Raw genomic sequence first — 19,732 nt, 5'->3', positions numbered from 1 at the left:
TTAATTATTTATTAGTTATAAAAGCTCACCCAAATCATATTTATCTAAATCAATATCTTTTGCTAATACATCAGAAATTTCCACCCCAAAATTCTTAAAATGGATAGTTTCAAAATGTTCATTTAAAGCTTTCTCATCCTGCCAATACTCAACCATAACAAATAAATCCTCATTCTCAACATCAGAATACAAATTATAACTAATACACCCATCTTCAATTCTAGATTTCCTTATTAATGCTTTTGATATATCCAATAATTCATTACTTTTTCCTTTTTTAACAGCTATTTTAGCTAATACCAATATCATTTTCATTCCTCATAAATATATTATCAAATATAGTATTTCATTAATACAAAATATAGTTTTTTATATTAAATGATATATCAAATAAAATATATTCATCATTTTAGTTTGAATTTACAGAAAATGAATTATTACGAAAAACTAGTTATTTTTAATATTAATGATATACAATAATATTTTTCTAAAAATGTATCATGAATAGATGATCATTATTAAAAATATTTATTAAAATGAAAATAAAAAATGAATTTAAATAATTGAGTCGTGACAAAAAATCAGATTTCTTTAGTAAAAAACTTTGATAATGCATCTAATTAGTAAAAAAATAAGAAAAAGATAGTCTAAGAAAAATAAAAAGGAAATAATAAGACCGTGTTAAAAATAAGCGATAATTATCCAATGTATCTTAAATCATCTTCACCAGAGCCTACAGTCTTATTCATCATTTCTTGTTCCATTTGTTGGGCTTTGGATATCATTTTTCTTGTTTCTTCAGCTCTTTCCTCTAATTTATCTGTGTTAATTTCTATATTAAGAAGAATAGCTAATTTTTCTAAAATAGCTTCAGCAGCTTCAGCATCTATGAAATAACCTGGTGTTTCACCCATTAAACAAGATCCTTTGATGCTTCTAAGTTTTCCTAAGCCTAAAAGTAGTCCAGAAGCTCCAACGATCCCACCATCTGCAGACCTTATTTCAATTTCAGCTTCTTTTAAAAATTCAATGAATTCAATGTCAGTAGCTGCTCCAAAAACACGTGTTTTTTCAATAGCATGCCCAGTGGCTAATCCACCTAAGGTGTACATTTCTTTAACACCATAACTTTCAACAAAGTCTAATATGATGCCACAAAGCTCGTACTGACCTTCAGGAGATAATCCTTGAGTATTACCCACAAGAATTATATAATCCCTATTATTTTCACCATTGGCTCTTAAATAATAGAATTCATTAATCATGTTTTCTACAGTTCCATCCTCATTCACAAAAACTTGTGGAGGAAAAAAGGGAGAATATAATTCTGCAAATTTTGTAGCCCCTAGTTCATCAATCATGTGATCAGCTGCTAATTTACCTACATGGCCTATACCAGGGAGAGCTTCAATAAAAATAGGATTATTTAAAGTAATTTCTTCTAATACATTAATATGAGTAGTTTTCATGTTAATCCCCTTCTAAAAATTAGAGTTTATTATTGTTATTAAGAAGTTTTTCTTGTAAAACCTCTTTTTTTAATTTACGACGATATTTTCCATATTTGTCTTCAATAGAATATTTAGGAGGATAAATAACATTTAGTTTACCTCCACAATCAGGACAAATGTCTTTAATTGTATAAATATTACAAGAATTACATTTATGCATTTTCATTCTCATTTAATCACAAATTCCAATAAAATAAAACAATGCCATCATTCTCATTTAATCACAAATTCCAATAAAATAAAACAATGCCATCATTCTCATTTAATCACAAATTCCAATAAAATAAAACAATGCCATCATTCTCATTTAATCACAAATTTCAATCAAATAAAACAATGCCATCATTCTCATTTAATCACAAATTTCAATCAAATAAAACAATGTCATCATTCTCATTTAATCAGAAAAATCAATCAAATAAAACAATGTCATCATTCTCATTTAATCAGAAAAATCAATCAAAAACAGCATTTTCATGATAAAACATTTTCAATTACTCGAAAAATCAATCAAAGAAAATACTGTATTTTCATTTAATCAAAAAATTAATCAAGGAAAATAATGAACATCTTTATTTCCTCTAAAAACGTTCTTATTCTAATTCACGTAAAAATGTGCCATTTCCCTGAGAATCTTCGATGATTTTAATACATCGTTCTGCTGCTGATTTTAACTCTTTTTCTGCTTGAATATAATCAGAAGATTTGACAGTTATTCTATATCGAGGAGCACCTACACATTGAACTTCAACATCTTCATCTTCAGCTGCTTTAAGTGCTTCCTTAACTATATCAACACCATTATTAGCATATGTTTGAATATCTACATATCCAGTAATGTGGACTTCAGGAGGAGTTATATTCTTTTTAGCTATTTCAGCTATTGTTTCTGCCCAGTTTTCATCGATTCCTTCCTCAATAAGAACAGAAGCTCCTTCTTCAGCTGAACTTTCGAAAGCTCCATAAATATCACCAAACTTATCCATAAGTTCATAACCTACTTCTTTATAAGCAGTGTCTAGATCTTTGTCTAGAGATTTAGCAGCTAATTCTAAGAATTTCTCAGCTTTTTGTTCAACTTTCCATTGCTGGATCTTTTTAGTTCTTTGATCTTCTCTTATTCTTTTCAAAGAAGCATCAACATGCCCTTTTCTTGGATTAACTCTTAAAACACGAGCTACGATCTTTTGATTTTCCCTTACATGGTCACGAATATTTTTAACCCAACCAGAAGATACTTCAGAAATATGAATAAAAGCTTCTTTTCCAGCATATTCTTCTAAGTTTGCGAATGCACCATAATTAAGGACTTTGTAAACAGTTGCAACTATTAATTCTCCTTCATTTGGCCATTCTTGATTTTTTCTTACCATTAAAACACCTAAAAATAAATAAAAATAGTTTTAAAGAATTATATAATTAATTTTATTATAGATTCTTTACTTTAAAATAAAATATTAAATATAAAAACATGCCTAAAATATTTTAAATAAATTAATAAATAGCTAATGTAATAATAGCTACTAACTTATTTCAATACTTCATCAATATGAGCAGTTATTTTAGCTTTTCCTCCAAGAGGTTTTACAAGTGTTTTACCACAAATAATACATTGAACATTGGAAGATGCTCTATCAAAGACTACTTGCTCATTATCACAGTCTAAGCATTTTACTTTTAAAAAATTTCCTCTTCTATCACTAGACATCTAATCACCATTAAATACAATAAAATTTTATAATAAGCTATTAAGCTATTAGCATAACAATACAATCAACTATTAGCATAACAATTAAGGATAACAATTAATAATAGCTAGTAAAAATAATAATTATTAAAATAAATAATTAGTAAGATTAATAGCTAATAAAATAATAGCTATTAAAGTTAGTTATCAAAGTTAACAAATAATTTACTCATTTAGCTACAAATTCTGGTTTACCTGTTCTGAAAGAAGAAGCTACACGTGATTTACCACAGGTTTTACACTTATATCTTAAATCTAATTTTTTAACAGGTTTATTACCACCAGGCAATGGTCTTGGATAACCCCTATAACCTGCAGTTACTCTTCTAAATTGTCTTTGTCCCCATTTTAATTCACTAGCCTTTCTTTTTTTAGCTACAAGTACTTCATGAACAGTGTGAGTTTTACATTTTGGACAGTATGTTCTTTTTTCTTTAGGAATTTTCATATAATCACCTATTTTATGTTAAATTCATATCTCCATAGTATGAATTGATAATCGTCATAAATCTATCTAATAATAAAACAACAGTAAGTTGAATACTTAGTATCTTAAAATAATATTGTTAAGACTATGTCCTATTAATTCCAAAGTAAGATTTAGTGTTAAAATATTAAATACTAAAACCTAAGCCCAATAAACACGATGAAAACAAATTCAAAGCATTATAAAAAAGTGGATAATAACCTTTTCATTAAATAAATAGATATATTACTAATATATGATTTTCTTCTATATTTAAATTTTATTGTTAGAAATATATATACTAATTTCAAAAGTTCTTATTATTATTTAAGAAAAAAAGAATATTTAAAACTTTATATTTATTGATAGTATTTCAATATCTTATCTTTTTTAAGTTCTCTATTAATAATCCCATAAAATCATATTTATCATTCATTTTCATTGATTTTGATATGTTTTTAGGCATATTGTATTACATAAAAATCAGAATCAATTCTCTTGATTATTTAGTATAATTAAAATTTAGTAAAACATGATTAATAAACATTACCTTTTCAAGAATAATAATTATAACATATCATATAAATTTATAAATCATAAAAAATAAATATAATCAACTGAATTAGAACATATATACTTCTGTTTTATCATGAATTATACTATTTGAATTTTAAAAATATTGGATTAGCATCTATAAGAAAATTTATAATTAATATAATAAAATACTAAATAAAAAAAGATATTTATTATTAATTATTATAATGAAAGGAGATTTAAATGAGAATATATTTAGACACATGTTGTTATAACAGACCTTTTGATGATAAAAGTTTGATGAATATAAAATTAGAATCCCTTTCAAAACTACTTATTCAAGAAAAGATTCGTCAAGGAGAATATGATTTAGTTTGGTCATATATTCTTGATTTTGAAAACCATTGCAACCCATATGAAGAAAAAAAGAATTACATCCAGAAATGGGAAAAAATTGCAGTTTATTTCTGTGATTACTCTGATAAAATAACAAAAAAAGCAAAAGAACTTGAAAAAATGGGTATTAAACAAAAAGATGCTATACATATCATGTGCTATAATAAGTGAATGTTTTTACTTCATAACAACTGATTATAAATTAATTAAAAAGAATATTGATGAAATTAAGATTATTAATCCAATTGATTTCGTTCGTCTGGAGGAATTAAGTTGAAATCCGAAACTGTTTTAAGATTGGAAGCTATGAATGTATTAGTAGAAAAATTAGGTCTTGTCGATGCAGAAAGATTTATAGACTTCGTTAAAAGAGATAAGTTTGACTACACAGAATGGCAAAGAAATTTATGGAAAGGAAAAACTATTGATGAAATCAATGAAATGGCTATTAAATTCCAAAAAGAAAAAAGAAAACAATAAAATAAGCTATCTAAATAGTATACATTAACTAATGAGAATATACCTGTCCTTATAGCTGGCTATTAGTTAGCTTACTTCTTATTTTTATATATTTAACTTATATCTGCTAGTAACATTTTATTTACTTCAATTTCTTTGATTTGTAAGTACTCTATTGTTTGGTCTAATGAGTTATGAGCATATAAACTTTGAATTATTTCTAGGTCATTTCCTGCTAAATATAAATGTTGTCCTCTTAGTCGTCTAAAGTCATGTGTGTTTAGAGTTAAATTTTTGCCTGTTACTTCATTTATAATCTTATTACTATTGCGTTCTAAAAAAGTCCTCATATTTCGCTTAAAACCATCAATTTTTAATTCATTTTCAACAAAAATATAATCCTCATGGGATTCAGTATTTTCAAACTGTTGTCTTATTTCTTTAGCTAAATCATCAGGTAAAATCAGAGTTAGTTTGGTATCTTGTTTTTTCTTAGCTAAATCAAAAGTTATTTCCCTTTTATCAAAATTTATATCATTTATTTTTAATACAGCTATTTCTTGGCTTCTTCTACCATAAAAATACTGAAGTTTGTAAAAAAGATATTTGTTAAAGTGTTTTTTATCGTCTTTTACTTTTTGTAGGAATAATGAAATTTCTTCTTTTTTTAGATCTATCATATTTTTTGTTCCTATTTTTTGTAAGATTTTTTGAAAGATTTTTTGAAATTCTATTTTAATATTGCTCCTAATGCTATATAAATATTTTTATTTAGGAGCATAAAATCTAATATTCACACTATAATTTATAAAAAGTGTATTAAATGAGGATAATTTTGTTCCTATATTATAGTTTTAGGAACATTTTACAAAAAAATAAAAATTCAAAAAATATCTATTAAAATAATGAAAAGTAGCTATCATATAATGAAGTTGATAGTTAAAAACTAGTTGTTTATTAAGGTCTTTCTTTCTTTATTAGTTGCAGTCATAATTATTAAAAGAAATTCATGAAGAAGATACATGAAAGACTGAAAGAAAGAAACTAAGAAAAAAATTGTTACTAATGCCGAGGGAAAAGAGAAAAGAAACAAAGCAAAAAACTAAGAACGAGATAAAGAAAAAGTTACTAAGGTCAGGAAAAATAGAAAAAATCTTTATTAACTAAATCATATTTTTATTAGCTCCCCACCTATTATTTTAATATATTCTCCTTCTTTAACTGTGACATATCTAGTTTCACCATTATTATGTGTCATATCCATAGCTATTACACTACTAATTTCCATTGAAGAATCTCTAGCTCTCTCTATAGAACCAAAATTATCATTATTTTGAGTGAATTTATATTCTCCAACAGGTAAATCTATACCTACTTTATAAGTACCATCAATATATTTCTCATTCATCATATTATAGCTGATTGTTCTATTTCCTGAAAAACTTTCAATTTCAAAGCTATTAATTACTAAATTGAAATCAGCAGGATTGCCATGATTGTCATCTTTGACATTGCTAAATTCTATAATAAAAACTTCGTGACCTTCAATAAAATTAATACTTTCTCTTATAATATCTATGCCTTCGTGATTAAAAATATAAGATAATTTTAGAACTTGTCTTGAATTAGTACTATATATATCAGATGATAAAATATTTATTCCATTAGATATTAAATCATTTTCAGTTATTGTCTTTAATTCCATCAGAGACAAATTATTGTTATTGCATTTAGTTACTGCAATAATAACTCCTGTATAGTTCATATCACCTAATCTAACAATATATCCTTCATTATTTTCATCTATTATATTAAAGTTAGAATTATATGAAAAAGATATTTGTCCATTATAGTCAAGTACGAAATTTTTGGCAATAATTATATTTTTTTATTTAGCTACTATGTCTTTATTTTCAACAAAAAAGAATAAAATAAGCTATTTGGAATTTATTAATATTGCCAAAAAATCGGTTTTCGACTATATTATATTTAATGGAAAAATAATTTTCAAAATATTATTAATTAATTTTTAATAAAAATATACTATTGATTTAAAATTACACCATTATAAATGATATACTTCATAAGAATCAATTTTAGAAAGTTGATATATTTCATTAAAGAGTATTTTACAAAAATAATACACTTAATAAAGAATAATTTACAAAATTGATACAATTCCATTGAAGAATAATTTACAAAATAAGATCAATAACAATGTATACTATTTTCTATAAAGATTAATCAATCTTCCACTTCTGTTTTTAATCAATATCTCAGCATTGATATCTGGCATTATTACAATGTCTTGTGGCTGAAATGGACCATAAGCTTTCTTATCAACACCTATGATTGAATTAATTTCAGAAAAGATGAGAACCATGACATTAACTATTTTATCAGATTTAGATTTTGTTTCTTTAGATTTATCCATGGTAGAAATGTTATCCATTTCATGATCTGAATCTAACTCTTCAATATTGACAAACTGATCATCTTCATTTCCTATTATATTAAAAGGCTTAGATTCTTTAGATTCCTTTGGTTCAGATTGTGGCTTAGTTAAATCATGACTTTTTTCAACAGGATTTTTCAAATTATTAGCTTTAGCTATTTCATTTTTTTTCGAGGTATTATCAGATTTTAAATTTAGAGAATCTGCTGATTCTGATGAGCTAATTTTTTCTATTGATTTTATTGGTTCGTCTAGTTTTTTTGAATTTGAAAAATTTGACTTTTCTATTCCAGTTGAAGATTTTGATTCTTTTGATTGATTCAAATCTGCCGAATTAGATACTGACTTTGATTCTTTTGATTGATTCAAATCTGTCGAATTAGATATTGAATTTGATTCTTTTGATTGGTTCAAATCTGCTGAATTAGATATTGAATTTGATTTTTTTGATTGGCTTGCCTTGATCGCTTGTTTTGGCTCTTGTGGTTGTTTTGAACTAGTCACTGATTTTGATTCTATTTTTTTGTATTTAGACTTATTAATCTGTTTATCTATATTTTCATAAGTTTCATTTTCAATGACTTTAGCTTTTTTAATTTTATTTAATTCAGTTAAAACTTCATCTCCATCAATATTTTCCTTTGTTAGAGATGTATCTCTTATATTATCTCCTAAAGAAGATAAATTTTCATCATCTTCAATTGAAGTGAGTTCATCGAATGATATACCCCTTCTATGATTTTTTAGCATGTCAATGAAAGAAAAATAGAGCTTCTCCTCTTCCCCTGTAAGATTTAAAGGAGTGGTATCAAGAAGGTCAAATTTAGGTTTCCCCTTAAATAAACGATAGGAGCGATGTATATTCATTACTGCAGCATCAGCTATTTTATGTTCTCGTAACTCAGTAATTTCAGTAGCTACCCTCTGAATATTTTTTAATAAATCATTTTCACTAGAAAAAATATCATTTTCAGCTACAGATCTAACTTCCTCAATGTATCTATAGGTCCTTCTATGAAAATCAGTTCCCACTCTAGCTAATGAACTATTTGCACGTTCTTTTTTCTGTATTTCACGTAAAAATTTGTAAAATTCATCATCCAAAGATAATCATCTCTTAAGTTATATTTAATTAGTATGAGTACAATAAAATCTTAAAATTTAGAATCTAATTTAGCTCCTAAATAGCTAATTAGATCTTATGAATATTAAAAAGAAATATAAAAATAGATAGAATAAAAGAAGAAAAATAAATTATTCTTCAGCTTCTATTCTTGGAGCAAGTAAAAAGCTAAGTTCTCCTTCATCAGAAACCATTTTAAGTTTAAGATCAAGGGGCATGTCATCTCCTAGTTTAATAGTAGCTATATCAGAAAATTTATCTGCTTTTAACATTTCCCTAATTTTTTCGAGGGAAAATACTGATTTAGCTTCAGAATCTATTTTTTCACCATGAAGATATTCGATATTAGCATCCCCAAATTCTCCTTCAGCTGAGGCTTTGAAATATTCTTTATCTACCATAAGTGCAATTTTATCAGAAAATATATCAATATCAGCTATAGAATCCTTTAAAAGAGCAAAAGGAATTTCAAGCTTGGTAGGATGATCCAATTCAGGAGGAGAAGGAGATTCATTTTCAATATCTATAAGCCTAATTTTAAAAGTCCTTTTGGCTTCTCCTTCAAAGGTTATAATAAGATTTCCTTCACTAAGAGACATTATAACACGATCGTCACTTTTGGATCGTTTTAAAACTTTAACAAGTTCATCAGTATCAATATTGATTTTTTCTGGTTCATCACAGACATATTCATCGAATAAACCTGCATTTAACTCTAAATGCACAAATGTAATGTGACTACGATCTAAGGCATCTAATCTTATGCCTTCACTGTCAGTTTGGATTTGTACTTCATCAACAATTGATGAAATAGCATCGAAACTTGTTTTTAGAATATTAGGATCACTTAATTCAGCTTTAAACATTTTAAATCCTCTCTATAATTAAATTTAAGCATTTGAATTATATTAATTGATATCAATTATAATAAACAATCTTTAATCTTGATTAAGTCCTTTTAATCCCTAATCACTAAGATATTTGTTACTTTATAAATTATCATCATACAATATATGTATAAAATAGTCCTTCATCATATTTATATTATATATGTTTAATATTTTAAAGATAATTTAAAACCAACATATAAATAAATTTATGTATCTTTAATACTTTAAAAATAATTAAAACCCAACATATAAATAAATTTATGTATCTTTAATACTTTAAAAATAATTAAAACCCAACATATAAATAAATTTATGTATCTTTAATACTTTAAAATTCAATTTCATCTATTAACAGTAGCAAAAGTCATTTAATCAAAAAGGGTCTTTTGTTGTTGCTTCTTTTCTTTAGACTCCTTCTTTAAAATTTTAGATTTCTTTTCCAAAATTTTATCAAAAATATTAGATTCATTAGATTTTTTTAAATCATCTAACTCAGCAATGTCATTATTATCTGAATTTTTTGGCGTGTTATCATCTTTAATCTTGCTGTTGGTGTTTAAAAATGTCTGTTTGGTATCATTTAATTTGCTAGAAATGACTTCATTGTTTTCATTCATTTTATCTTCAGAATCGATATATTCTTCTTCATCCAGAAGAATCTTATCTGAGTCGTGTGACAGTTTTAAGTCTTCCATATCACCATTTGACTCTTCAATAATATCCAGTTCACTATCATTATAGTCTTGATTAGATCTTTCTTCTTCAGATATTTTTTCTTTCTCAATAAAATCTTCTTCATCCAACAATTCTAAATCTTTAATTTTATCAAATGTGTTTCCAAAAATACTATCAGTTGAGATAATACTGAGAATTCCTATCCCTAAGAATAAAACTCCAACAAATATTGCAAAGACGCCAGTTACTGCTCCTTCACCAAAAATAACATTATCAGCTATTCTATCAGAAATACTTAAAAATGTAGTAATGCCAATTATAATAATTACTATTCCAATAGCTATTGCAATTATGGATAAAATAGGAAATTTTCTCTTAGAATCCTCGTCTATAATTTCTTTAGCTTTAGAAGAAAATTCTAACTCTTCATCTAATTCATCTTTTGATTCAGATTTTTCATAATTATCAGTAGCTGAATCATCATCCTTAAGTTTAGTATCAAAATTTTCCTCTTCCGAAGATCTATCAGAGCCATTCATTAAAGTTCCTCTTGTTTTTAGTTAAATAATTGAGGCAAAAAAGTATGCTAGAATAATGATAATTATAAGAATAAATTAAATTTCATAGTTCATTCAAATCAATTATTCATTATTATTAAAACAAAAATAATTTTATTAACCATCTTGAACACTATTAAATTCGAAAATATTAATTAAATAAAAATTAAAGTAATATTTTTTATATAGTTACACTAATACTATTTTTGTAGAGTTAAATTAAAGTAATATTTTTTATATAGTTACCACTAATACTATTTTTGTAGAGTTAAGCTACTCTCTATTTTTAAGCATATTCTTAATATATTTTTAGTATATTTCTTAATTTTAAGCATATTTCTTAATTTCAATTATTTCCAATTCAATTATTAAATTGTTTATATAATAATTAAATTAGTTATTAAAATATATAAATAAATAGTACATGGTTAACTAAATAACTCATAAGAATTATTAGTCATATTCTCTCCAAGTATGTTTACATTTCATACATCTTAAAAATCTAGTTTCAGCTTCATCTGCACTTCTTGTTTGCTGTAACCACCAATAAGCTCTTTCATGCCCACATTTAGAGCAGATAGCTTTAGTTGTTGGTAGAGTATCTATGTCTTCCCCTTTCATTATAACGGTGTCTTTTGCATCAACCTTTTCACTAATTTCATATTGATCAACATCGTTTTTTGTTAAGTTTTGACTATGTCCACATTTACATTTAAATTTATCACCCTGTGGGAGCATCATAGCTCCACATTTAGGACAAAATTCCATAATATTCCTCCACACCAGATATAAACTAACTTTATAATAATTTTTAATATAATTTTAATATTATTTTTAATTTCTAAAAAAAAATGATTTTCAATTACTGAATAATATTAATAAACATTAAGTAAATTCTTAATTAGTAAACAATAGTTAATAAACATTAAGTAAATTCTTAATAGTAACTATTAATTATATTTAATTTATTTGTTTATTTTATTATTTCTTAAACATAATAGCTATTTAAATGAGATAACTTTTAAATGAGATATATTTTAAATAAGATGCCTTTTAAATGAGATGCCTTTTAATCTAAAATTTGAATCATAATTATTTTCAATATATCAACATATTTTATCTTTAGAAAGGCTATTCAATACATCATCTAATATCTTTTTATGATCAAAACCAAGTTCTAATGAAGAAAGATCATTCCAAGAATGTATTTTTGCTTTAGCAGCATCACTACCTGCTTTTGCATCTTCTATATTTCCAATAGCTAAATAAACTATAGTTATTGTATGGCCTCTTGGATCTCTATTAGGATCAGAATACACTCCAAATAGCTTATCAATGGTAATATCAATCCCTGTCTCTTCTTTAGCTTCCCTAATAGCTGCATTATCTGTAGTTTCACCATAATCCACAAAACCTCCAGGAATGACCCAATAATCTTTAAAAGGCTCATTTTTCCTTTTAACTAGAAGAAATTCATTTTTTTTATTAAAAATTACTATATCAACAGTTAAAGAAGGTTTTTTATATTCAATCAATGTATCACAGCGATGAAAATGACTATAAAAATAAAAATATTGTAAAAACAGATTATGAATCAAATAAATCAATAATAAAATTATGTATCAAAAATTTATTGATATTTTAATTTGTTAATTATTTAGCTATTTAATTAAATTTAGCTAAAAAATTAATGTTATTGTTTATTTAATTTTAAGAATTATAAAGATTCTACAAGTTTCTTAAATTCTTGAGAATCATTTTTTAATTTAGTAGCAGCTTTTAAAAGTGCTTTTTTAGGATCTTTAGTTCTTTTGACTTTAATCGTTACTTTTGGTTCACCTACAATAGGGTGATCAATTCCATAAACTGCGTAGTCAATATCTTCATCTTCCATTAAGAACTTTCTTAAAGCATTACAAACAGTATGGCTTTCACCATGAGCTATTATTTCAAGTTCTAATTTAGTATTAGTTAAAATTTCAATATCGTCCATATTATCATTCCATTAACAAATGTTAGTAAATTTAAGTAATATTTTAAAGAGTAATAAGTTGCAATAAAATTTTATTTATTTAATCAGTCAGTAATGCTAAGCTATTTAATTACTTGATTATTAATAAATTAGTTTATTGGTTATTAAAAATATGATCATAATAAATTTAGAATATTTTAATAATCATATTCAGAATATTTTAATAATCATATTCAGAAGAAACCTTTCTTCTTTCTTTCCTATCACAAACTTCACAATAAAGTTCATCTCTTTTCTCTGTTGGTATCATAAAAGCGCGACATCTAGTACACATAGCCTTCACAACACCACTTTCTTTATCAGAAGTGTTTAAATCCAAATTATCTCCCATAATTCTAGATACTTTAGCTTCAATCACATCCCCAATTCTAAAGGCATCTGTTAATTTTTCAAGATATCCTTTTTTAACTTGAGATATGTGAATTGCGGCCATATACGGAAGAGCAAGTTGCCTATCATTATCTTTCATTCCTTGAACGTCGATTAAAGCCCTTTGGCCACGAACATCAGTTATTTGACCATAAACTATATCGCCTAAATGTAATACATTAGGATTACCTCTAGATGGGACAACTGAAATCTTCTTATTTGAATTATTAATAGAAACATTTCCTATAATTGCAGATTTTATATAACCTTCATCATCATATGTCCATTCATCAGGCAAAAATTGTTCACTGACCCCAAGAACATCCCCAGGCATTACAAAATCTCCAGATTTAACTTTCATGTTTGTACCTCTGTTGCGCTTATTAGCTATTCTCTAAAAATAAGATATTTAAAAAATTAATTGATATCTAATAGCTATTATGTCAAATAAAAAATAACTATTAAAAATTACAAATTAAATTTATATAAGCAAGTAATAAATTATGATTTTCATTATATATATAATCTCATATTTTATAATTTGTTATAATAGTACTGGTATATTTTTATAATTCATCATATCATTAATTTTATTATAATCATAGTTATTATCTGTTTATTTAATTTTAGTTATCTATTAATTAATATAATTTTTAATTATCTATTTAATAATATGATTATTAAGTATCTATTTAGTATATATTAAGTATCTATTTAATATCTATTAAGTATTTATTAAGTATCTATTAAGTACCTATTTAATATTTAATAATATAATTTTGAGGACTAAGAATCATTTTTATAAGCAATAGTTCTTTTTAATAAATATATTTAATAGCTATTTAACTAATATTTATTCTTTTCATGAAATAATATTTCATCCAATTGATAACTTTCCCAATCTCTTTTGTTTAAAACAATTTCAAGCTCTTGAGGAGTGATAATTGGTTTTTTATACATCTGAGAGTCATCAATAGCTATTCTTGGACATGCTGTTACCACAAAGGCTTCTAAATCCATATAAGGTAGAAGTGCATCAGGATTTATATTATCAAGTAATATCAAAAATCCTTCCATTCCATCATCTTCTAAGGTCTTTTTTATCTCTTTGGCTAATTCAATCCTATGCTGACCTTCTTTAGAAGAGATTAAAATTCCCCATTTTTTTGCTTCTTTAGCTTTTAATATTCTAGCAAAACGTATTCTAAGAATTTTATCAGCAAAATCAGAGATATCTCTTGCTTCACCACTATAAGGATCTGCAGATATAACTGGAGCATTAGTAAAAAGATGTATTCCTAATGGATGAAAGTTTCCACTTCCAATAAATAAATATGCCTCAGCATCGAGATTCTTTATAGAAGAAAAATTGCAACCAAGAACCTGACCCCTTTTTGTACTCTTTGATGAGCCTAAAACAATTTCTTTTCCATTATCTTCTAAATGATCTTTTATTTCATCAAGAAGATGAAGGTGTTGAGTTGTAGTAGCTAAAGCTATTTTTGAATAATCTTTTAGATATTCAAGAGCATTATTTAATGTCTCTTCAACTTTAACTTTCGAATAAGCCTCAATGAAAAGAGTAGGGACATCATATTTTATTGGCAAAGGAGTATGAGCATAATGGACAATTAAATCAATCCCTCCATTCATCCTCATATCACTAACATCACATGCTCCAAAACAAGGATCTCCAGAAATTATGACATTTACCTCAGTTTCCTTCTGAATTGCACGTGCTACTGTTATTGCTTGTGTCTTCAAACCTTCTGGAAACTGAAGTCCTACAGTTTTAGCATTTACCTTCTTAATTTTTTTTATAACTCTTTTTAGATCCATATCATAAAGTGACACTTCATAAACCCCTAAGTAAAATAATTTAATCTTGAAAAATAATGCAAATAACAATACAAATAATAAAAACAAGTTAGAATAGCTATTATAAAATCAGACATATAACAACTGTATAATAAAAATGTAATAAATTATATAAGAAACTAGCTATTCTCCGCTTATTCTTCAATTGTTAATTCAACAACGGCCTTGCTATCAATGATATCTAATTTAGCTAATGTCAAAACTTTTATTCCAGTTTCTTTTTCAACTAGCTCTTTTCCATCATATTTTTCAACAATAGCTATAACATCTTTAATATCAACACCGATAGTTTTTAATGCTTTAATAATTGCTATTAGAGTTCCTCCAGTGCTAACAACATCATCAATGATGATAATCTTCTCAGAAGGATTTAAAAAATTGATATAAAGATTTTGTTCACTGTATCCAGTTTTTTGAAACACTGGAACTTCCCCTAGGAGTCCATATTCTCTTTTTCTAATCACTACAAAAGGGATTTCTGTTTCAATCGATAAAGCCGTGGCTAAATGTATTCCCATAGCTTCTACGCAAACTATTTTATCAATATCACTTAAATCAACTTTGTTTTTTATTACATCAACTATTTCCTTTAAGACTTCAGGATGCATTGCAGGAATTCCATCGGTTACAGGATGAACAAAATAATCATAGTCTCCTTTTTTGACAATTGGAGATTCTTCTAGAGATTTCTTTAAGTTTTCTAACATATTTTTGCCTAGTAATTACTATTAATCAATTTAATCAACCAATATATTAATATTTTAATATATTATTTATTATAATAGATAATAAATTTTATTATTTTTAATTTTTAAATATTAGTTATATTAATAAGACATTATCAACTACCAGTCAATTAGCTATTTATATTATCAATTTTATTTATGATGAATTTTTTTGATAAAATTCAATATCTATTTTTATAAATAAATATCTAATTGATAAATAAATTATAATTAATTAATACTTAATAGATTAAATTATTATAACATAATATACAATATAATTATCATGAATACAATTTTCAAAAATATAGAATTAATTTAATAAAAAATAGAATTATGATTTTTAATTCGATTTCTAATTAAAATAAAATTTAAGTAAATTTAAGTAAATTACTTATAAAATAATGCTCAGTCATATTTTAAAAAATTATGATTTTTAAATAAATTAATTATAAAATTAATTTAGAATAAAATTATTTTAGGAAATATTTTTAAAATAAATTATAATATATAAAAATTAATTTAGAATAAAATTAATTTAGGAAATATTTTTAAAATAAATTATAATATATAAAAATTAATTTAGAATAAAATTAATTTAAAAAATAATTATTATAAAAATAATATTATAATGACATTACAATATTATAAAATATTCTAATTACGCATTAAAAATAGAAATAATTATCAATTAATCATGGTGATTAAATGTTAGGGAATTTAGGAAAAAGTCTTACTAATACTATGAAAAAATTAGCTGGTATGACTATAATAGATGAAAAAACTATTAAAGAAGTTGTTAAAGACATACAAAGAGCTTTAATTCAATCTGATGTTAATATAAATTTAGTTTTAAAATTATCAAAACGAATTGAGGATAGATCTTTAAATGAAAAGCCTCCAAAAGGTATAACTCCTCGAGAACATGTTATAACTATTGTATATGATGAAATGGTTAATTTATTAGGTAAAGAACCTCATGAATTAGAAATAACTGATAAGCCATACAAAATTATGTTTTTAGGATTACAAGGTAGTGGTAAAACAACCACAATAGGAAAAGTTTGTAGATTTCTTCAGAAAAAAGGATTTAGTCCAGCTGTTGTTTGTACTGATACTTGGAGGCCTGCTGCCTATGAACAATTGAAACAATTAACTGAAGAAATGCAAATTCAACTATATGGAGATCCTGACAATAAAGATGCTGTAGATTTAGCTAAAAAAGGTCTTAAAACATTTAAAAGTAAGAAAATTATCATATTCGATACTGCAGGTAGACATAAAGAAGAAAAGGATTTACTTAATGAAATGGAAACACTTTCAGAGGTCATTAATCCCAATGAATCCATGTTAGTTATTGATGGTACAATAGGACAGCAAGCTAGTGAACAAGCTAAAGCTTTTTCCAATGCTACAAATGTAGGATCTATCATCATAACAAAATTAGATGGTTCAGCTAAAGGAGGAGGAGCATTATCAGCAGTTGCTGAAATAGGTGCTCCAATTAAATTCATTGGAACAGGTGAAAGATTAGATGATTTTGAAATTTTTGATCCAGAACGTTTTATATCTCGATTATTAGGTATGGGAGACATTAAAAGCCTCATTGAAAAAGCTGAAGAAGTTGTCGATGAAGACTTGGCTAATGAAACAATGAATGCTATGCTAAGTGGTAAATTCACTCTTAAAGATATGAAGAATCAGTTCGATATGATGAATAAAATGGGCCCAATGAAACAACTAATGAATATGATTCCTGGATTAGGTGGAAATATACCAAAAGAAGCTTCTCAAATGACGGAAGACAAAATAAATGGCTATAAAATAATAATGTCCTCTATGAGCAAATATGAAATGGAAAATCCAAAAGCAATTAAGCAATCTAGAGTAATAAGAATAGCTAAAGGTGCTGGAGTAAGAAATGAAGATGTAAAAGAACTACTAAAATATTACAATAATACTAAAAGAGCTATGAAAGGAATGGGTAAACGTAACATGGGTGGAGGATCAATGAATCGTCTTATGGGCCAATTCATGAAATAAATGAATATTAATAGTATTAATGGCCCCAATAATTAATAATAATTCTTAAGAAGCTTAAACTAAAAAAATATTATTAATAAAATCATTATAACATAATCAAATACCATATTAAAATTATATTAAATATATAATAACAGCTTTTTATATGACAATTTTATATATTAACAACCTTACACATTAAAAGTTTTAAAATTTTTATTATTTAAAAAATCAACTCTAATTTCGATGATTATAGATGTTTACACTTAACTAGATGGTATCATGGATGAAAAAATAGCTATAAAAGCTAAAAAGCTAATAAAATTAAGCAATGAACATATATGTAATCATTGTCTTGGAAGAAAATTTTCTGATGTATTAGATGGGAATGATAATGTAGAAAGAGGCAAAATTATTCGTAATACATTATCTATAAAAGATTATGATACTGAAAAATCAAAATGTGATGTTTGTGAGAATATTCTATTAAAAATCGATGAAAAAATATCCAATGAAAGCATATTGGAAAAAATTACTGAAAAAATAGATTATTTAGATTTAAAATTTGATAATTTCTTAGTAGGATCAAAAATACCTAAAAACATCCTTCAAAAAGATGAAAACTTAAATGAAACTTTAGAATTAGATGTTGAAAATATAAAGAAAGAAATCAATCGAGAAATAGGAAAAACACTAGAAAATAAATTGGGTAAAGAAGTAGAATTCACTAATCCAGACATAGTCATTATGGTGGATTTAAGAAACCTCCTAATCTCAGATGAAATTAAAATCAGAATTCAAATAAATCCAATATTTATTGAAGGAAGATATCTTAAATTAATTCGAGGAATTCCTCAGACTAAATGGCCTTGTCGAAAGTGCAAAGGAAGAGGATGCAAATTTTGTGATTTTACTGGAAAAATGTATAAAGAATCTGTGGAAGAATTAATATCTGATGTTGTCTTGAAACACACCAATGGACGAGAAGCCAAATTTCATGGTGCTGGACGAGAAGATATAGATGTGAGAATGTTAGGCAGTGGAAGACCATTTGTTTTAGAAATAAAAGAACCTAAAATACGTGAATTAGATCTAAAAAGAATAGCTAAAGAAGTCAATGAATATTCCTCAGGAAAAACTGAATACAATGATCTAAAATTCACTCATAGAAATAGAAAGGCTGAAATTAAAGTTTCTTCTCCAGACACATTTAAAGTTTATCGTGCATTAGTTGAATCTGATAAAGATATCTTTAAGGAGGACTTAAAAAAATTACAATCACTAAAAATCATTGAACAGCAAACCCCTCAGAGAGTAGTTCATAGAAGAGCAGATAAAATAAGAATTCGGGAAGTTAAAGAAATAACTACCAAATTAATCAACTCTAAATCTTTTGAAATGATTATTAAAGGACAAGGAGGCTTATATATTAAAGAGCTGATTTCAAGTGATGATGGGCGAAGTAAGCCCAGTGTTAGTGATAAATTGGGGGTTAAAGCCATTTGTACTCAATTAGATGTTATTGAAGTAGGAAATGATGAATAGCAAATTATTACATTATAAGTAGGTATCAATTATAACAATAAAGTAAAATAAATAAATCATAAGTATATTAAATAAAAAGCATGTTAAAATACATAAAAACAAAATAAAATAGAAGATGAATCATTGGAAATAGAAATAGTAATTACTGAAAATTAAAATATTTATGAAATAAAATAGTAAAAATAATTAATATTAATTTGGTAAAAATTAAAATATTTCTAAAATAAAATAGTAAAAATAATTAATATTAATTTGGTAAAAATTAAAATATTTCTAAAATAAAATAGTAAAAATAATTAATATTAATTTGGTAAAAATTAAAATATTTCTAAAATAAAATAGTAAAAA

At 25.3% G+C, this 19,732-nt stretch carries 21 protein-coding genes; 4 read left to right on the top strand and 17 right to left on the bottom strand.

Annotated features, from left to right (window positions below; all coding sequences use genetic code 11):
- Nucleotides 1–15: 15 nt before the first annotated feature.
- The 6 genes from MBCUT_RS06780 to MBCUT_RS06755 form a co-directional block, all read right to left on the bottom strand.
- Entirely contained in the window at nucleotides 16–309 is a 294-nt protein-coding gene (locus MBCUT_RS06780) for a putative quinol monooxygenase (protein WP_067259932.1), read from the bottom strand.
- Between the two features lie 389 nt (nucleotides 310–698).
- Complete coding sequence (locus tag MBCUT_RS06775) at nucleotides 699–1,469, bottom strand: proteasome assembly chaperone family protein (RefSeq protein ID WP_067259931.1); 771 nt, start codon at nucleotides 1,467–1,469, stop codon at nucleotides 699–701.
- A gap of 19 nt (nucleotides 1,470–1,488) precedes the next feature.
- Nucleotides 1,489–1,683: an RNA-protein complex protein Nop10 gene (locus MBCUT_RS06770; protein WP_067259930.1), complete on the bottom strand. Its 195-nt coding sequence runs from the start codon at nucleotides 1,681–1,683 to the stop codon at nucleotides 1,489–1,491.
- A gap of 421 nt (nucleotides 1,684–2,104) precedes the next feature.
- Entirely contained in the window at nucleotides 2,105–2,884 is a 780-nt protein-coding gene (locus tag MBCUT_RS06765; RefSeq protein WP_067259929.1) for a translation initiation factor IF-2 subunit alpha, read from the bottom strand.
- A gap of 155 nt (nucleotides 2,885–3,039) precedes the next feature.
- Nucleotides 3,040–3,219 carry a 30S ribosomal protein S27e gene (locus tag MBCUT_RS06760; protein ID WP_067259928.1) on the bottom strand — a complete coding sequence of 60 codons (180 nt, stop codon included), beginning with the start codon at nucleotides 3,217–3,219 and terminating at the stop codon, nucleotides 3,040–3,042.
- A 208-nt stretch (nucleotides 3,220–3,427) separates the two neighbouring features.
- Nucleotides 3,428–3,706 carry a 50S ribosomal protein L44e gene (locus MBCUT_RS06755; protein WP_067259927.1) on the bottom strand — a complete coding sequence of 93 codons (279 nt, stop codon included), beginning with the start codon at nucleotides 3,704–3,706 and terminating at the stop codon, nucleotides 3,428–3,430.
- 795 nt (nucleotides 3,707–4,501) lie between these two features.
- Here MBCUT_RS06755 and MBCUT_RS06750 point away from each other — a divergent pair.
- Nucleotides 4,502–4,825 (top strand): hypothetical protein, encoded by a 324-nt coding sequence (locus tag MBCUT_RS06750; protein ID WP_211263784.1) that lies wholly within the window; start codon nucleotides 4,502–4,504, stop codon nucleotides 4,823–4,825.
- Between the two features lie 102 nt (nucleotides 4,826–4,927).
- Entirely contained in the window at nucleotides 4,928–5,134 is a 207-nt protein-coding gene (locus MBCUT_RS06745) for a hypothetical protein (protein WP_067259926.1), read from the top strand.
- A gap of 92 nt (nucleotides 5,135–5,226) precedes the next feature.
- Here MBCUT_RS06745 and MBCUT_RS06740 read toward each other — a convergent pair whose 3' ends face one another.
- The 11 genes from MBCUT_RS06740 to hpt all read right to left on the bottom strand — a co-directional run bounded on the left by MBCUT_RS06740 (nucleotide 5,227) and on the right by hpt (nucleotide 15,799).
- Nucleotides 5,227–5,793 (bottom strand): site-specific integrase, encoded by a 567-nt coding sequence (locus MBCUT_RS06740; RefSeq protein ID WP_067259925.1) that lies wholly within the window; start codon nucleotides 5,791–5,793, stop codon nucleotides 5,227–5,229.
- A 488-nt stretch (nucleotides 5,794–6,281) separates the two neighbouring features.
- A complete protein-coding gene (locus tag MBCUT_RS06735; protein ID WP_067259924.1) occupies nucleotides 6,282–6,878 on the bottom strand; it encodes a hypothetical protein in 597 nt (198 codons plus the stop codon).
- A 459-nt stretch (nucleotides 6,879–7,337) separates the two neighbouring features.
- Nucleotides 7,338–8,672: a DNA replication complex subunit Gins51 gene (locus MBCUT_RS06730; RefSeq protein WP_067259923.1), complete on the bottom strand. Its 1,335-nt coding sequence runs from the start codon at nucleotides 8,670–8,672 to the stop codon at nucleotides 7,338–7,340.
- Nucleotides 8,673–8,822: 150 nt separating this feature from the next.
- Nucleotides 8,823–9,557 carry a proliferating cell nuclear antigen (pcna) gene (pcn, locus tag MBCUT_RS06725; RefSeq protein ID WP_067259922.1) on the bottom strand — a complete coding sequence of 245 codons (735 nt, stop codon included), beginning with the start codon at nucleotides 9,555–9,557 and terminating at the stop codon, nucleotides 8,823–8,825.
- Between the two features lie 392 nt (nucleotides 9,558–9,949).
- Nucleotides 9,950–10,795 (bottom strand): hypothetical protein, encoded by an 846-nt coding sequence (locus MBCUT_RS06720; RefSeq protein ID WP_067259921.1) that lies wholly within the window; start codon nucleotides 10,793–10,795, stop codon nucleotides 9,950–9,952.
- Between the two features lie 471 nt (nucleotides 10,796–11,266).
- Nucleotides 11,267–11,581 (bottom strand): transcription factor S, encoded by a 315-nt coding sequence (locus MBCUT_RS06715; protein WP_067259920.1) that lies wholly within the window; start codon nucleotides 11,579–11,581, stop codon nucleotides 11,267–11,269.
- A gap of 338 nt (nucleotides 11,582–11,919) precedes the next feature.
- Nucleotides 11,920–12,348 (bottom strand): NUDIX domain-containing protein, encoded by a 429-nt coding sequence (locus MBCUT_RS06710; RefSeq protein WP_067259919.1) that lies wholly within the window; start codon nucleotides 12,346–12,348, stop codon nucleotides 11,920–11,922.
- A gap of 182 nt (nucleotides 12,349–12,530) precedes the next feature.
- The gene (locus tag MBCUT_RS06705) at nucleotides 12,531–12,806 is read right to left on the bottom strand and encodes a DNA-directed RNA polymerase subunit L (RefSeq protein ID WP_067259918.1); all 276 of its coding nucleotides are present in this window, start codon (nucleotides 12,804–12,806) and stop codon (nucleotides 12,531–12,533) included.
- Nucleotides 12,807–13,005: 199 nt separating this feature from the next.
- Nucleotides 13,006–13,575, bottom strand: coding sequence for an exosome complex RNA-binding protein Csl4 (locus MBCUT_RS06700; RefSeq protein WP_067259917.1), 570 nt, complete (start codon nucleotides 13,573–13,575; stop codon nucleotides 13,006–13,008).
- 485 nt (nucleotides 13,576–14,060) lie between these two features.
- Complete coding sequence (gene dph2, locus MBCUT_RS06695) at nucleotides 14,061–15,068, bottom strand: diphthamide biosynthesis enzyme Dph2 (RefSeq protein ID WP_067259916.1); 1,008 nt, start codon at nucleotides 15,066–15,068, stop codon at nucleotides 14,061–14,063.
- 158 nt (nucleotides 15,069–15,226) lie between these two features.
- The gene (gene hpt / locus MBCUT_RS06690) at nucleotides 15,227–15,799 is read right to left on the bottom strand and encodes a hypoxanthine/guanine phosphoribosyltransferase (protein WP_067259915.1); all 573 of its coding nucleotides are present in this window, start codon (nucleotides 15,797–15,799) and stop codon (nucleotides 15,227–15,229) included.
- Between the two features lie 726 nt (nucleotides 15,800–16,525).
- On the opposite strand from hpt, the gene MBCUT_RS06685 reads away from it, so the two are divergent.
- Together MBCUT_RS06685 and MBCUT_RS06680 are read left to right on the top strand one after the other, a co-directional pair.
- A complete protein-coding gene (locus MBCUT_RS06685; protein WP_067259914.1) occupies nucleotides 16,526–17,860 on the top strand; it encodes a signal recognition particle protein Srp54 in 1,335 nt (444 codons plus the stop codon).
- Nucleotides 17,861–18,121: 261 nt separating this feature from the next.
- The gene (locus MBCUT_RS06680; RefSeq protein WP_067259913.1) at nucleotides 18,122–19,384 is read left to right on the top strand and encodes a tRNA pseudouridine(54/55) synthase Pus10; all 1,263 of its coding nucleotides are present in this window, start codon (nucleotides 18,122–18,124) and stop codon (nucleotides 19,382–19,384) included.
- Nucleotides 19,385–19,732 lie beyond the last annotated feature (348 nt).

Source organism: Methanobrevibacter cuticularis (assembly GCF_001639285.1).
Lineage (GTDB): Archaea > Methanobacteriota > Methanobacteria > Methanobacteriales > Methanobacteriaceae > Methanobaculum > Methanobaculum cuticulare.
This window is presented reverse-complemented; position numbering and strand designations above follow the sequence as displayed.